The following is a 14,765-nucleotide window of genomic DNA, read 5'->3' on the forward strand; positions in this document are numbered from 1 at the left end:
ACGAGGTGCGCAGCGTCCGCGGGTCGACCCGCCTGGAGGCCAAGCGCCAGCGCCGCCGCGACGGCCGCGAAGCAGGCCGCCGCCGCGCCCCGATCCTGTCCGAGGCCGAGTTCCTCGCCCGCCGCGAGTCGGTCGAGCGCACGATGGTCGTCCTCGAGAAGGGCGACGCGACGCAGATCGCCGTCCTCGAAGACGGCGTGCTGGTCGAGCACTTCGTGACGCAGTCGGGTTCCGGCTCGATCGTCGGCAACGTCTACCTCGGCCGCGTCCAGAACGTGCTGCCGAGCATGGAAGCCGCGTTCATCGACATCGGCCGCGGCCGCAACGCCGTGCTCTACGCCGGCGAGGTCGACTGGGACGCCGCCGGCCTCGAGGGCAAGGCCCGCAAGATCGAGCAGGCGCTGTCCACCGGCGACTCCGTGCTGGTCCAGGTCACCAAGGACCCGGTCGGGCACAAGGGCGCCCGGCTGACCACGCAGATCTCGCTGCCCGGCCGCTTCCTCGTCTACGTGCCGGCGGGCGGCGCCACCGGCATCTCCCGCAAGCTGCCGGAGAACGAGCGCCGCCGGCTCAAGGACATCCTCAAGCGGATCGTCCCGGAGGACGCGGGCGTGATCATCCGCACCGCCTCCGAGGGCATCGGCGAGGAGGAGCTGGGCCGCGACGTCGATCGCCTGAAGGCCCAGTGGGACGTCATCAAGGAGAAGGCCGCCGCCGGTTCCGGCAAGAAGGGCGGCGCGCCGACCATGCTCTACGAAGAGCCCGACCTGCTGGTCAAGGTCGTGCGTGACCTCTTCACCGAGGACTTCACGAAGCTGGAGATCCAGGGCAACCGGTCGTGGGAGACCATCAACGACTACGTCCGGCACGTCGCCCCGGAGCTGACCGACCGCCTCAAGCGCTACACCGGCACCGGTGACGCGTTCGCTGACCACCGGATCGACGAGCAGATCACCAAGGCCCTCGACCGCAAGGTCTGGCTGCCGAGCGGCGGTTACCTCGTCATCGACCGCACCGAGGCGATGACGGTCATCGACGTCAACACCGGCAAGTTCACCGGATCGGGCGGAAACCTCGAGGAGACGGTGACCCGCAACAACCTGGAGTCGGCGGAGGAGATCGTCCGCCAGCTCCGGCTGCGGGACATCGGCGGCATCATCGTCATCGACTTCATCGACATGGTGCTCGAGTCGAACCGCGAGCTGGTGCTGCGCCGCCTGACCGAGTGCCTCGGCCGGGACCGCACGCGCCACCAGGTCGCCGAGGTCACTTCGCTGGGCCTGGTGCAGATGACCCGCAAGAAGATCGGCACCGGCCTGCTGGAGGCGTTCTCGACGCCGTGCGAGCACTGCAAGGGCCGGGGCGTGCTCGTCTCGACCGAGGTGCAGCGCACGGGCGGCGGTTCCGGGCACTCCCACGGCGGGAACGGCAACGGCGGCAACGGCAACAGCGGCGGTGGCGGCGGGGAGAAGAGCTCCCGCCGGTCGCGTGGCCGCGGCAAGGGCGAGGAGGCCGCCAAGGAGCAGGCCGAAGCCGCTAAGGCCGAGGTGCACGCCGTCCCGTCGCCGGAGCAGCGCGAGTCGATCGCTTCGGCGGTCGCGGCGATGGCGAACGCTTCGAAGGCCGCCAAGGACCACGACCACGGCGTGAACGGGCACGTCCCGGAGCCCGCCAAGGAGGTCGCGGACGTCCCGGCGACCACGGAGGCGGACGAGACGCCGGTCACGGCCGAGCCGCCCGCCGAGCCCGCCCAGGAGGTCGCCGGCACCCCGGTGACCACCGAAGCGGACGAGGTCCCGGTGCCGCAGGACGAGGAGCCGGCGGTCGAGCGGTCGTCCGCGCCGGAGCCGGTGGAAGAGCCGGTCAACGAGTCTTCGGAGGCCGCTCAGCCGGTCGCCGAACCCGAGGTCAGCGTGCCCGAACCGGCCGTGCGCTCCACCCGGCGCCGTCCGCGCCGGGCGGCGTCGCGGCCCGCGGGCCCGCCGGTGCACGCCTCGGACCAGAGCAAGTGAACAACTAGGGGACCCCGGTGGTAACGCACCGGGGCACCCCACGTAACCTGTAGTACGGCCTGCCACCAGAGCAGGTCGCTGCGCGAGTCCAGGACCGCCTTCCATTCGGGTGGGCCGGTCGCGCGGGCCCCCACCCATTGTCGAGTAATGCAGGAGACTTCCGTGTCGGCGTACGCGATCGTCAAGACCGGCGGCAAGCAGTACAAGGTGGCCGTCGGCGACGTCGTCGAGGTCGAGAAGCTCGAGGGCGAGCCGGGCACCGAGCACATCCTTCCCGCCGTTTTGTACGTCGACGGTGGCGAGGTCACCACGGACGCCGACGCGCTGGCGAAGGTCTCGGTCACCGGCAAGGTCGTCGAGCAGACCAAGGGTCCGAAGATCCGGATCCACAAGTTCAAGAACAAGACGGGCTACCACAAGCGCCAGGGTCACCGGCAGAAGCTGACCCGCGTCGAGGTCACCGCCATCTCCCTGTAAGAACTTTCTCCGGATCTTCAGTAAGAAAGAGGACGAGCTATGGCTCACAAGAAGGGTGCGTCCAGCTCCCGCAACGGTCGTGACTCGAACGCGCAGCGCCTCGGCGTCAAGCGCTTCGGCGGCCAGGAAGTCAACGCCGGCGAGATCCTGATCCGCCAGCGCGGCACCAAGTTCCACCCCGGCGTCAACGTCGGCCGTGGCGGCGACGACACGCTGTTCGCCCTGGCCGCCGGTGCGGTCCAGTTCGGCGAGAAGCGTGGCCGCAAGACGGTCAACATCGTGCCGGCCGAGGCCTGAGCCTTCGGTCGTCGTTAGACCTCTGACGAGGGGTGGGACCGGAATATCCGGTGCCACCCCTCGTTTGTTTTGTGTATCCCCTTCTCGCGAGTGAAAGAGGCAAGTCATGGCGTCCCGGTTCGTGGACCGTGCGGTCATCCACCTGACCGCGGGTGACGGTGGGAACGGCTGCGCCTCGGTGCACCGCGAGAAGTTCAAGCCCCTCGGCGGCCCGGACGGCGGCAACGGCGGCAACGGCGGCGACGTCCTGCTGGTCGTCGACCCGAACGTGCACACCCTGCTGGACTTCCACTTCCGCCCGCACGCCAAGGCCGGCAACGGCAAGCTGGGCCAGGGTGGCAACCGCGCGGGCGCGGCGGGGGAGTCGCTGGTGATGAAGGTGCCCTCCGGCACCGTCGTGTTCACCGAAGACGGCGAACTGGTCGCCGACCTGATCGGCCCGGGCACCACGTTCGTCGCCGCCCAGGGCGGCCGCGGCGGCCTCGGCAACGCGGCGCTCGCGTCGAAGGCCCGCAAGGCACCCGGGTTCGCGCTGCTCGGCGAGCCGGGCGAGAGCCGCGACCTGACGCTGGAGCTGCGCTCGGTCGCCGACGTCGGCCTGCTCGGCTTCCCGTCCGCGGGCAAGTCGTCGCTGATCTCGGTGCTGTCCGCGGCCAAGCCGAAGATCGCCGACTACCCGTTCACCACGCTCGTGCCGAACCTCGGCGTCATCACCGGCGGCGACACGGTCTTCACGATGGCCGACGTGCCCGGCCTGATCCCCGGCGCGTCCGAAGGCAAGGGCCTCGGCCTCGACTTCCTCCGCCACATCGAGCGCTGCGCGGTGCTGGTGCACGTCGTCGACTGCGCCACCCTCGAGCCCGGCCGCGATCCACTGTCCGATGTGGACGCGCTGGAGGCCGAGCTCGCGAAGTACACGCCGAGCCTGGGCGGCAAGCTCGAGGAGCGCCCGCGCGTCGTCGTGCTCAACAAGATCGACGTCCCGGAGGCCGCTGAGCTCGCCGAGTTCGTCCGGCCGGAACTGGAAGCTCGCGGGCTGCAGGTGTTCGAGGTCTCGACCGCGTCCCGCAAGGGCCTGCGAGAGCTGACCTTCGCGCTCGCGGCGATCGTCGAGCGGTACCGCGAGGCGCAGCCGGTGCTGGAGCCGGAGAAGATCGTCCTGCGGCCGCTCGCGGTCGACGACTCCGGGTTCACCGTCGAGGTCGACCCGGAGGAAGAGGGCGCGTTCATCGTGCGCGGCTCCCGGCCGGAGCGCTGGATCCGCCAGACCGACTTCGCCAACGACGAGGCCGTCGGCTACCTCGCCGACCGGCTGGACCGCCTCGGCGTCGAGGAGCAGCTGGCGAAGCTCGGCGCGAAGCCCGGCAGCCCGGTCACGATCGGCGACGTCCAGTTCGAGTGGGAGCCGTCGACGCCCAGCGTCGCGGTGCACCTGTCCGGGCGCGGCACCGACGTCCGCTTGGAGCGCACCGACCGCGTCGGCGCGTCCGAGCGCAAGGAAGCCCGCCGCATCCGGCGTGAGGGCACGGGCGAGTTCGACGACCAGGACGCCGGCGAGTGAGCGGCACGCGGCAGGCCATCGCGGCGGCGCGCCGCCTGGTGGTCAAGGTCGGTTCGTCGGCGCTGACCACCGCGGGCAGCGGCCTCGACGTGGCCTGCCTGGACGCGCTGGTCGACGCGATCGCCGAGCGCGTCGCCCGCGACACCCAGATCGTCCTGGTGTCCTCGGGCGCGATCGGCGCCGGCCTGGCCCCGCTCTCCCTCGGGAAGCGGCCGCGTGACCTGGCGACCCAGCAGGCGGCGGCGAGCGTCGGCCAGCTGGCGCTGGCACACGCCTACGCCGAATCGTTCGGGCGCTATTCGCTGACGGTCGGGCAGGTGCTGCTGACGTCCGACGACGTCGTCCGCCGCTCCCACTACCGCAACGCGCAGCGCACGTTCTCGCGGCTGCTGGCCCTCGGCGCGGTCCCGGTCGTCAACGAGAACGACACGGTGGCCACCGAGGAAATCCGCTTCGGCGACAACGACCGCCTGGCGGCTTTGGTGGCCCACCTGATCGGCGCGGACGCGCTCCTCCTGCTGTCCGATGTGGACGGTCTGTACGACGGAGACCCCCGCGAAGGCGCGACTCGCAAGCTGACCGAAGTCCTCTCGGAGTCCGATGTGGACGGAATCTCGGTCGGCATGTCCAGCTCCGGCCTCGGCACGGGCGGCATGGTCTCGAAACTGGCGGCCGCCCGCACCGCGGCGGGCGCGGGCATCCCGGTCCTCCTGGCCGCGGCTTCGGAAGCCGCCGCCGCCCTGACCACGGCGTCCCCGGGCACGGCGTTCGCCCCGGCGGACACCCGCCTGTCGGCCCGCCGCTTCTGGCTCGGCTACGCGGCCGACACGACGGGCAGGCTCCGCCTGGACGACGGCGCGGTGACGGCGGTGGTCCGCCGCCGCAGGTCCCTGCTGGCCGCGGGCATCACCGGCGTGGAGGGCGACTTCCAGGCCGGCGACGTGGTCGACCTGGTGGACGCGAAGGACCGCGCGGTGGCCCGCGGAGTGGTGGCGTTCGACGCGACGGAACTCCCGGACCTGATCGGCCGCTCCACCCCGGAACTCCCGGAGGAGCAGCGACGCGAGGTCGTCCACGCGGACGACCTCGTCCCCCTGCGCCGCTGAGAGGCGTCACTTTCACGTGAAAGTGACGCCTTAACCCAGTGAGACCAAGCGGGCGCCGCCGTCGGCTTCCAGGATCGTGCCCGTCAGGTTGGCGTTCGTCGCCGCCAGCGCCACCACTTCGGCCACGTCGTCGGCCGTCGCGACTCGCCGCGCCGGGATCGAAGCCGCCGTCTGGGCGAAGAACCCCTCCCGCACCTCCGCCGGGAAGCCGCTCCACCAGGCCGTGTCGACGACGCCCGGCGAGACCGCGTTGACCCGCCGGGGCGCCAGCTCCACCGCCAGCGGCTTGACCAGTGCTTCGATGGCCGCGTTCAGGGCGCCGATCCCCGCTGTCCCGGGCATCGCGGCCCGCGCCGTGATCGCGCTGAGCAGCGTGATCGAGCCGTCCGCGGCCAGGTGCGGCAGGACGGCCTGGACCGTCGTCAGGTGCGCCCAGAACTTCGCGTCGAACGCCCGCCGCAGCACCTCGAGGTCCAGTGAATCGATCGGCCCCATTCCTTCGGCGCCGGACAGGCTCACCACCAGCACGTCGACCGTGCCCAGCGTCGACGCCAGCGCGGCCATCGCCGTGGCGTCGCTGCCGTCGGCTTGGTGGCCGGTCAGCTGCGGGTCGCTCGCCGCGATGTCGTCGAGGCGCTCCTTGCCGCGGCCGGTGACGTGGACGTCGTAGCCCTGCCGGTGCAGCCGCCGCGCGGTCGCCAGGCCGATGCCCGAAGTGCCGCCGGCGACGAGAGCGATGCTCATGCGTTGTTCCTCATTTCGAACCGGTACGTCTCGTTTCGAAATCGACGGTACCATCGGATCCCATGACCGACCAGTCCCGTCCCGGCCGCAAGCGCAGCGAGCAGAGCAGGCTGGCGATCCTCGCCGCCACGCTCGACCTGGTCGCGGAGGCGGGCTATGGCGCGCTGACCGTCGAGGGCATCGCCGCGCGCTCCGGCGTCGGCAAGCAGACGATCTACCGCTGGTGGCCGTCGAAGGCCGACGTCCTGCTCGACGCGCTCGCCACGAAGGCCGACCTGCAGATCCCGATCCCCGACGAGGGGTCGTTCCGCGCCGACCTCGGGCGCTTCCTGGACAGCACGTTCGAACTGGGGGAGAAGAACCAGGTCGCGGACACGCTGCGCGCGCTCATGGCGCAGGCGCAGCTCGACCCGGAGTTCGGCAAGCGGTTCCGCGAGGACTTCCTGTACCGCCGCCGCGAAGCGCTGGGCACGATCGTCGACCGCGCCGGCGAGCGCGGCGAACTGCCCGCGGGTGTCGCTCCCGGCACGGTGATCGACGTCGTGTTCGGCGTGCTCTGGTACCGCCTGCTCGCGACGCGCGAGCCGATCGGCCGCGGCCTGGCCGACGAACTGGTGACGCTGTTAGCGGCTCACGGCGCTTCGACCGCCGAAATGCGGTAGCGCGCCACCGAAGCGCCGAGGATCTGCGCCGCCTGCTCGTCCGACGGCCCGGACCCGCGAAAGCGCTCGAGGTCCTCGTCGGACTCCCAGCGTTCGTACACGATGATCCGGCCGGCGTCGAGCAGGTCGGCGCCCAGCGCGTAGTCGAGGCAGCCCGGTGCTTCCCGCGCCAGCCGCACGGCTTCGGCGCAGCCTTCCAGGTAGGCGTCCCGCGCTTCGGGTGCGACCGCGAGCCAACCGGCGATGATGATCATGATGGGTGATCTCCGCTAAAGCCGGTCGGGCGCTTCGATGCCGAGCAGCGAGAGCCCGAGTGCGAGCGTTTGCGAAGTCAGCGTAGTCAATCTGAGCCGTGACGCGCGCAGCGACGGAGAAGACGCCTTCAAGACCGGACATTCCTCGAAGAACCGGGAAAACGCGACCGCCGTCTCGTACAGGTACGTGCACAGCTTGTGCGGCGCATAACCGTTCGTCGCGGCCTTCAGCGCTTCGCCGAACCGAAGCAGCTTCAGCGCCAGCGCTCGTTCCGCCGGAGCTTCCAGCGCGATTTCCGCGCTACCGGGCTGCTCGCCCGCCTTCCGGAGGATCGACCGCGTCCGCGCGTGCGCGTACTGCAGGTACACCGAAGTGTTGCCCTCCTTGGCGAGCATCCGATCCCACGCGAAGACGTAGTCGCGTTCGCGGTCCCCGGACAGGTCCGCGTACTTGACCGCGCCGATGCCCACCGCCCGGGCTACCTCGGCCTGGCCCGCCGCGTCGAGCTCACTGCGTTCGGCGACGACCACGGCGGCCTGTGCCACGGCTTCGGTGAGCAGGTCGGCCAGCTTGACGGTGTCGCCGGACCGGGTCCGCATCGTCTTGCCGTCCGCGCCGAGGACCGTGCCGAACCCGATGTGCTCGGCGTGCCCGCTCAGCCAGCCCGCCGCGCGGCAGACCGCGAACACCATGGCGAAGTGCTGGGCCTGCGGTGCCCCAACGACGTAGAGCAGGTCGGTCGCCCCGCGTTCGGCCGTCCAGTACCGGACGGTCGCCAGGTCCGTCGCGGCATACCCGTAACCGCCGTCGCGCTTGCGGACGATCAGCGGGAGCCGGTCGCCTTCGCGGTTGCGGAAGCCTTCGGGGAACACGCAGACCGCGCCGTCGCTGATTTCGGTCAGCCCGGCCTGTTCGAGGTCGTCGACCACCCCGGCGAGGTACGGGTTGTAGAAGCTCTCACCGTAGATGTCCTTGTCCGTCAGCGAAACGCCGAGCAGCGCGTAGACCTCGTTGAAGTGCCTCGTCGACTCCGCGATCAGCTCCCGCCAGACGGCGAGTGTCGCTTCGTCGCCGCTTTGCAGCTGTACGACGCGTTCACGCGCCCGGGTTGCGAACGCTTCGTCGGTTTCGAACTTCCGGCGCGCTTCGCGGTAGAAGGCGTCGAGGTCGGCGATGCCGCTTTGCCCGGCCGAGACGTCGAGCAGGTGCTCGATGAGCATCCCGAACGGCGTGCCCCAGTCGCCGAGGTGGTTGTGCGGCAGCACTTCGTGGCCGGCGAACCGCAGCAGGCGCGCGAGGGCGTCGCCGATCACCGACGTCCGCAGGTGCCCGACGTGCATCTCCTTGGCCACGTTCGGGCTGCTGTAGTCGAGCGCGATCGTGCGTGGCGCCGCGGTTTCCGGCACGCCGAGCCGCGGATCGCCGAGCACGGCGGCGACGCGCGTCTCCAGCCATTCCTTGCGCAGCACGAAGTTGAGGAACCCCGGGCCGGCGACTCCGGGTGGGTCCGCGATGCCGTCGAGCTCCAGTGCCCCGGCGATCAGCCCTGCCACCTCGTGCGGCGGGCGGCCGAGCCGCTTGCCGAGGCCCATCGCGAGGTTCGCCTGGTAATCGACGCCCTCTCGCGGCGACGCCTGGATCAGCGCCTGCTCCGGCGTCAGGTCGATGTCCAGCGCCCGGCCGGCGGCGGCCACCACGCGGCGCGCCAGCTCCTCGGTAACGTCGGCGGTGTGCACGGTGTCCCTCCTTCGGCTCGGATCGGGGAGCCCGCAGCGTAGCGAGCGTGACCGGCCGGCGACGAAGGGTTTACTCCAGCTCAGTGCCTTTCGTCTCCGGCAGTGTGAGGATCACCGCGAACGCGATCGCGGCCTCGACCGCGACGTACCAGAAGTACAGCGTCTGCGACACTTCGCCGAACAGGGTGATGAGCAGCGGCGCGGTGCCGCCGAAGATGGCGACGGTCAGGTTGTACCAAGCGCCGATCCCCAGCCCGCGCAGCTCGGTCGGGAACAGCTCGCTCATGATCGCCGGCGCGATCGACGTCATCGCGGTGTACAGCCCGAGCCCGACGCAGAACACCACGAGCAGGCCGCCGATCCCCGGGCCGATCAACGCGGACAGCGGGACGACGACGATCGCGGTCGCCCCGGACCACACGAGCAGCTGCGGCTTCCGCCCGAACCGGTCCGACAACGCCCCCATCGGGTACTGGAGCGCGATGAACAACGCCGTCCCGACCGAAAGGGCGAGGAAGACGGCGTCGGCGTCGGCGTGCCGGGTCTTGACCGCGAACGACGTGAGCGCGCTGAAGAACGTGTAGTAGCAAAGGGTCGAGAGCATCGAGAAGCCGACGAGCCGGCCGACGGCTTTCGGGTGGTGCGTAAGCGTTGTCAGCAACGGCCGTTCGATCTTCCGGGCCTTGGTCTTCGTCTGCTCGAAGAGCTCGGTTTCGGCGATGCTGCGGCGCAGCCACAACCCGACCAGGCCGAAGACGCCGCCCAGCAGGAACGGCAGCCGCCAGCCCCACGACGTCAGCTGCGCCTTGTCCAGGGTCCGCGCCAGCACGAAGCCGAGGACGGTCGCGACGAGCACGGCCGAACCGGTCGAGATGTAGAAGAACGCCGAGTACCGGCCGCGACGTTCTGCCGGCGCGATCTCGCCCAGGTACGCCGACGCGTTGGAGACCTCACCGCCCAGCGACAGCCCCTGCGCGATGCGCGCGAGCAGCAGCAGGATCGGTGCGAGCCAGCCGACCAGCGAGAACGTCGGCAGCAGGCCGATCGCCACCGACCCGCCCGCCATCAGCAGGATGGTGAGGATCATCGCCGGTTTCCGCCCCCGGGTGTCGGCGAAGCGTCCTAGCAGGACACCGCCGAGCGGCCGGAAGAAGAACGCCAGCGCGTACGTCGCGAAGGTGTTGATCAGGGCCAGCGTGTCGTTCCCGGCGGGGAAGAACGCGCCGGCGAAGTAGATGCTGAACGTCGCGTAGATCGTCCAGTCGAACCACTCCAGCGCGTTGCCGGCGCTCGCCGCGAACAGCTTGCGCACCGGCAGCCGGTGGCGCAGCTCCCGCACGGTGGACTCGGTCATGGCGGCCTCCCGTCACCCGAAGGTGGAACGGGACTTTGCCACATTGGTTCGCGGTGCGAAAGATCCTGACCGCGAGGTTTTTGCGTCCTCCTCCCACTCAGGCCGTGCTGGCCAGCGCGAACGGCAGCACGGCGGGTGCCCCGGCTCGCCGCAGCAGCCGCGCGGCCAGCGTCATCGTCCAGCCCGTGTCGATGACGTCGTCGACCAGCAGGACCGGCCCGGCCGGCAGCGTGGCCGCGAGGTCGGCCGGCATGCTCATCCGCCGCCACAGGTCGGCCAGCCGCTGCGCGCTGTTGGCCTGCCGCGGGGGTGGCCCTTCCGCGTCGAGCGCGCCGAGGAAGTCCAGCTTGCCGATCTCGGCCAGTCGCGTCGCGAGGCTGTACACGAGCTGCGGCCGCGTCTCCGACGGGACGGCGACCACCGCCACCGGCCGTTCCGCCCACTGCCACCCGGCGAGCACCTGGACGCAGGCCTTGAACACCGAGTCGGGGACCTCGGTGTCCCGGGCGCCGGCGCCGACCAGCTCCCGCAGCCGGTTGCCCCAGCCGACGTCGGTGAGCCGCCCGAGCACCTGGCCCGGCTCGGCCTGGTCGTCGGCCGAGATCCGGCCGGACACCGGAACGTCCAAAGAGGACATCCCGGTGGGCCACTGCTTCCGCGGGGCGACCTCGACCCCGGGCCGCTGCAGGCGTTCCCGGGTCGCGTCGACGACCTCGTCGGCCACCGCCGTGTCCCAGTGCTGCCCGGTGCAGTTGTCGCACCGCCCGCACGGCGCCGCGTCGGGGTCGTCGAGCTGCCGCCGCAGGTATTCCATCCGGCAGCCCCCGGTCGCGAGGTAGCCGAGCATCGCTTCCTGCTCGCGGTCGCGCGCTTCCGCGACCCGGCGGTACCGGCCGCGGTCGTACTCCCACTCCTCGCCGGTGCTCGTCCAGCCGCCCTTGACGCGCCGGACCGCGCCGTCGACGTCCAGCACCTTGAGCACCATTTCCAGGCGGGAGCGGGAGAGTTCCACGGACGGCTCGAGCGCGGCCGTCGAAAGGGGACGGTCGGCGTAGGCGAGGGTGTTCAGCACCTGCGTCACCCGCAGCTCGTCGGGGAAGGCGAGCGATCCGAAGTACGCCCAGATCGCCTTGTCCTCCTCGCCGGGCAGCAGCACGACTTCGGCGCGTTCGACGCCACGCCCGGCGCGGCCGACCTGCTGGTAGTAGGCGATCGGCGACGACGGCGCGCCGAGGTGCACGACGAACCCGAGGTCCGGCTTGTCGAAACCCATGCCCAGCGCGGAAGTCGCGACGAGCGCCTTGACGCGGTTGCCGAGCAGGTCGTCCTCGGCCGCCTGCCGGTCGGCCGGGTCGGTCTTGCCGGTGTAGGCCGCCACCGGGTACCCGCGGTCCTTCAGCAGCGACGCGACGTCGTGCGCCGCCGCGACGGTCAGGCAGTAGATGATCCCCGACCCCGGCAGCTCCGCCAGGTGCTCGGCGAGCCACGCCAGCCGCGCCTGCGACGTCGGCAGCCGGCAGACCGACAACCGCAGGCTTTCCCGGTCGAGGCTGCCGCGCAGCACGAGCGTGTCGCCGCCGGTGCCGAGGCCCAGCTGCTCGGCGACGTCGGTGACCACGCGGTCGTTCGCCGTCGCCGTGGTCGCCAGCACCGGCACGCCCTCCGGGAGGTCGCCCAGCAGCGTGCGCAGGCGCCGGTAGTCCGGCCGGAAGTCGTGGCCCCAGTCGGAGATGCAGTGCGCTTCGTCGACCACCAGCAGGCCGGTGCTCGCGGTCAGCTTCGGCAGCACGTTGTCGCGGAAGTCGGGGTTGTTCAGCCGTTCGGGGCTGACCAGCAGGACGTCGACCTCGCCGGCCGCGACCGCCGCCTGCACCTGGTCCCACTCCTGGGGGTTCGCGGAGTTCATGGTCGCCGCGTGGATCCCGGCGCGCGCCGCCGCCGAGATCTGGTTGCGCATCAGGGCGAGCAGCGGCGAGACGATGACCGTCGGCCCGCTTCCCTGCTCCCGCAGCAACGCCGTGGCCAGGAAGTAGACCGCGGACTTGCCCCACCCGGTGCGCTGCACGACCAGCGCCCGGCGCCGGTGCGCGACCAGGGCCTCGATGGCCGTCCATTGGTCTTCGCGCAGCGTCGCCGAGTCGCCGGCCAGCGCCCGGAGGAGGGTTTCGGCGCGGTCGCGGAGTGCTGAGGTGGTGCCGGTGGTGTCCACGTCCCCACGTCTACCCCATGGCACCGACGATCCGGGAATCGGCGGCGTCGCGAACGGACCGTTCGTGACGAATACGGGTGGTTATGTGACCTGAATCACATCTACTGCCCGGTCGGGCGGGGTGGCGAACAGCACCCGGCGTCCCGCGCGCGCGATGTATAGGCTCCCCAGTCATGTCACCACGGCGGATCGGGGTCATGGGCGGCACCTTCGACCCCGTGCACCACGGCCACCTCGTCGCGGCCAGCGAGGTCCAGTCCCGGTTCGGGCTCGACGAAGTGATCTTCGTCCCCACCGGGCAGCCGTGGCAGAAGACCGGCCGCCAGGTGACCAAGGCCGAGGACCGCTACCTGATGACGGTCATCGCGACCGCGTCGAACCCGGTGTTCTCGGTCAGCCGCGTCGACATCGACCGCGGCGGCCAGACCTACACCGTCGACACCCTCCGCGACCTCCACGCCGAATACCCCGATGACGAGCTCTTCTTCATCACCGGCGCCGACGCGCTCGAACAGATCCTGACCTGGCACAAGGCGGACGAGCTGTTCGACTTCGCGCACTTCATCGGCGTCACCCGGCCCGGCTACCGGCTCAACTCCCACCACCTGCCCAGCGGGAAGGTGAGCCTCGTCGAGGTCACCGCGATGGCGATCTCGTCGACCGGCTGCCGCGACCGGGTCGAACGCGGGGAGCCCGTCTGGTACCTCGTTCCCGACGGCGTCGTCCGGTACATCGCCAAGAAGGACCTGTACCGGAAGAGCGACTGAAGGCCCGCTGGTCCCGGCGGGTACCCTTCTCGGGCGAACCCGATCTGTGAAGGAGCACCGTGGCAGCCACGTCCGAGGCACGAGAGCTGGCCGTAGCGGCCGCACACGCGGCGGCGGACAAGAAGGCCAGCGACGTAGTCGTGCTGGACGTGTCCGAGCAGCTCGTCATCACCGACGCCTTCGTCATCGCCTCCGCGTCCAACGAGCGCCTGGTCGGCGCGATCGTCGACAACGTCGAGGAGAAGCTGCGGGAGAGCGGCCACAAGCCGGTCCGCCGCGAAGGCGCCCGCGAAGGGCGCTGGGTCCTGCTCGACTACGTCGACGTCGTCGTGCACGTCCAGCACGTCGAAGAGCGCACGTTCTACGGCCTCGAGCGGCTGTGGAAGGACTGCCCGCGCATCGAGGTGGCCGGTCTCGAGGAGCCACCCGCCGACGAGGACCCGGACGTCCCGTGAGCCCGCGGCGGCTCGTGCTCTGGCGCCACGGCGAGACGGACTACAACGCCGCCGGGCGGATGCAAGGTCACCTCGATTCGGCGCTGACGCCGCGCGGCTGGAACCAGGCCCGGTTCGCGGTGCCCGCGCTGGCCCGGTTCTCGCCGGACCTCGTCATCGCGTCCGACCTGCGCCGCGCCACCGACACGGCCACCGTGCTCACCGAAGCCATCGGCGTCCCGCTACGCATCGACAAGCGCCTGCGCGAGACGCACCTCGGCGAATGGCAGGGGCTCACCGGCGCGGAGGTCGACGAGGCCTACCCCGGTGAACGCGACCGCTGGCGCACCGACGCGACCTGGGCCCCGCCGGGCGGGGAGAACCGCGTCGACGTCGCCGACCGCGCCGGCGAAGTGGTCGCCGACCTGCAGCAGGCCAACTCCGACGTCGGCGACACCGTGCTACTGGCCGCGCACGGCGGGCTGATCATCGCGCTCACCGCCCGGCTGCTCAACCTGCCGGTCGCGATCTGGCCTTCGCTGGGCGGGATCTCGAACTGCCACTGGGTCGAGCTCGGCCTGCGCGACGGCAAGTGGCGGCTGAACGCCTACAACGCGGGGATGCACGGCTAACCGATGGGGCCGCGCCTGCTGGTGTTCGGCGATTCGCTGAGCTTTCACGGTCCCGAAGGACCTTGCGCCGCGGACGAACCGCGGTTGTGGCCGAACGTCGCGGCCGCCGCCCTCGGTGGCACCGCCGACCTGGTCGCGGGCATCGGCTGGAACGCCCGCGACGCCTGGTGGTCGCTGACCGGCGACCCGCGCGTGTGGGCCGACCTGCACCACGTCGACGCCGTCGTGTTCGCGGTCGGCAGCATGGACACGCTGCCGTCGCCGCTGCCGACGTACCTGCGCACCGGGCTGCGGTACCTGCGTCCCGACCCCGTCCGGCGGGTGGTGCGCAAGGCCTACCTCGCCGCACAGCCCCGGCTCTCGGTCGCGTTCCGCGGCCGGCCGACGGTGCTGCCGGCCAAGCTCACCGTGCAGTACCTCGACACCGCCGTGGGCGCGCTGCGCGCCCTGCGGCCCGACCTGCCGGTCTTCGGGATGCTGCCGTCGGTGCACCGCGCGGCGGCCTACGGCGGCGTGCAC

General features: G+C 71.2%; 15 protein-coding genes. 10 read left to right on the top strand and 5 right to left on the bottom strand.

Going from position 1 to position 14,765, the window contains the following annotated elements; translation table 11 throughout:
• The 5 genes from G3I65_RS12395 to proB form a co-directional block, all read left to right on the top strand.
• A partial coding sequence (locus tag G3I65_RS12395) for an Rne/Rng family ribonuclease (protein WP_160696237.1) occupies positions 1–2,012 on the top strand: 2,012 nt, incomplete at its 5' end.
• Positions 2,013–2,174: 162 nt separating this feature from the next.
• On the top strand, positions 2,175–2,489 hold the full coding sequence (gene rplU / locus G3I65_RS12400) for a 50S ribosomal protein L21 (protein ID WP_086678418.1): 315 nt from the start codon (positions 2,175–2,177) through the stop codon (positions 2,487–2,489).
• A 39-nt stretch (positions 2,490–2,528) separates the two neighbouring features.
• On the top strand, positions 2,529–2,786 hold the full coding sequence (gene rpmA / locus G3I65_RS12405) for a 50S ribosomal protein L27 (protein WP_160696238.1): 258 nt from the start codon (positions 2,529–2,531) through the stop codon (positions 2,784–2,786).
• A gap of 106 nt (positions 2,787–2,892) precedes the next feature.
• Positions 2,893–4,347 carry a GTPase ObgE gene (obgE, locus tag G3I65_RS12410; protein ID WP_160696239.1) on the top strand — a complete coding sequence of 485 codons (1,455 nt, stop codon included), beginning with the start codon at positions 2,893–2,895 and terminating at the stop codon, positions 4,345–4,347.
• Positions 4,344–5,453, top strand: a complete 1,110-nt coding sequence (proB, locus tag G3I65_RS12415; protein ID WP_160696240.1) for a glutamate 5-kinase — start codon at positions 4,344–4,346, stop codon at positions 5,451–5,453. The genes obgE and proB overlap by 4 nt, the downstream gene beginning before the upstream one ends.
• Before the next feature lie 30 nt (positions 5,454–5,483).
• On the opposite strand, the gene G3I65_RS12420 is transcribed toward proB, so the two are convergent.
• Positions 5,484–6,197: an SDR family NAD(P)-dependent oxidoreductase gene (locus G3I65_RS12420; RefSeq protein ID WP_160696241.1), complete on the bottom strand. Its 714-nt coding sequence runs from the start codon at positions 6,195–6,197 to the stop codon at positions 5,484–5,486.
• A gap of 62 nt (positions 6,198–6,259) precedes the next feature.
• Here G3I65_RS12420 and G3I65_RS12425 point away from each other — a divergent pair, with 62 nt between their 5' ends.
• Positions 6,260–6,859, top strand: a complete 600-nt coding sequence (locus G3I65_RS12425) for a TetR/AcrR family transcriptional regulator (RefSeq protein WP_125314755.1) — start codon at positions 6,260–6,262, stop codon at positions 6,857–6,859.
• Here G3I65_RS12425 and G3I65_RS12430 read toward each other — a convergent pair.
• The 4 genes from G3I65_RS12430 to G3I65_RS12445 all read right to left on the bottom strand — a co-directional run bounded on the left by G3I65_RS12430 (position 6,829) and on the right by G3I65_RS12445 (position 12,413).
• Positions 6,829–7,113 carry a putative quinol monooxygenase gene (locus tag G3I65_RS12430; protein ID WP_160696242.1) on the bottom strand — a complete coding sequence of 95 codons (285 nt, stop codon included), beginning with the start codon at positions 7,111–7,113 and terminating at the stop codon, positions 6,829–6,831. The two genes, G3I65_RS12425 and G3I65_RS12430, sit on opposite strands and share 31 nt — an antisense overlap.
• Before the next feature lie 15 nt (positions 7,114–7,128).
• Complete coding sequence (gene argS, locus G3I65_RS12435; protein WP_160696243.1) at positions 7,129–8,850, bottom strand: arginine--tRNA ligase; 1,722 nt, start codon at positions 8,848–8,850, stop codon at positions 7,129–7,131.
• A gap of 70 nt (positions 8,851–8,920) precedes the next feature.
• Complete coding sequence (locus G3I65_RS12440; protein WP_160696244.1) at positions 8,921–10,204, bottom strand: MFS transporter; 1,284 nt, start codon at positions 10,202–10,204, stop codon at positions 8,921–8,923.
• Positions 10,205–10,301: 97 nt separating this feature from the next.
• Positions 10,302–12,413 carry a RecQ family ATP-dependent DNA helicase gene (locus G3I65_RS12445; protein ID WP_160696245.1) on the bottom strand — a complete coding sequence of 704 codons (2,112 nt, stop codon included), beginning with the start codon at positions 12,411–12,413 and terminating at the stop codon, positions 10,302–10,304.
• Between the two features lie 197 nt (positions 12,414–12,610).
• On the opposite strand from G3I65_RS12445, the gene nadD reads away from it, so the two are divergent.
• The 4 genes from nadD to octT form a co-directional block, all read left to right on the top strand.
• Positions 12,611–13,180, top strand: coding sequence for a nicotinate-nucleotide adenylyltransferase (gene nadD, locus G3I65_RS12450; RefSeq protein WP_239071095.1), 570 nt, complete (start codon positions 12,611–12,613; stop codon positions 13,178–13,180).
• Between the two features lie 59 nt (positions 13,181–13,239).
• Positions 13,240–13,635 (top strand): ribosome silencing factor, encoded by a 396-nt coding sequence (gene rsfS, locus G3I65_RS12455; RefSeq protein WP_003067112.1) that lies wholly within the window; start codon positions 13,240–13,242, stop codon positions 13,633–13,635.
• On the top strand, positions 13,632–14,246 hold the full coding sequence (locus tag G3I65_RS12460; protein WP_160696247.1) for a histidine phosphatase family protein: 615 nt from the start codon (positions 13,632–13,634) through the stop codon (positions 14,244–14,246). The genes rsfS and G3I65_RS12460 overlap by 4 nt, the downstream gene beginning before the upstream one ends.
• A 3-nt stretch (positions 14,247–14,249) precedes the next feature.
• Positions 14,250–14,765, top strand: a 516-nt coding sequence (gene octT, locus G3I65_RS12465) for a diglucosylglycerate octanoyltransferase (protein WP_160696248.1), incomplete at its 3' end; no start/stop codon positions are given.

This window comes from Amycolatopsis sp. SID8362, from assembly GCF_010550475.1.
GTDB lineage: Bacteria > Actinomycetota > Actinomycetes > Mycobacteriales > Pseudonocardiaceae > Amycolatopsis > Amycolatopsis eburnea.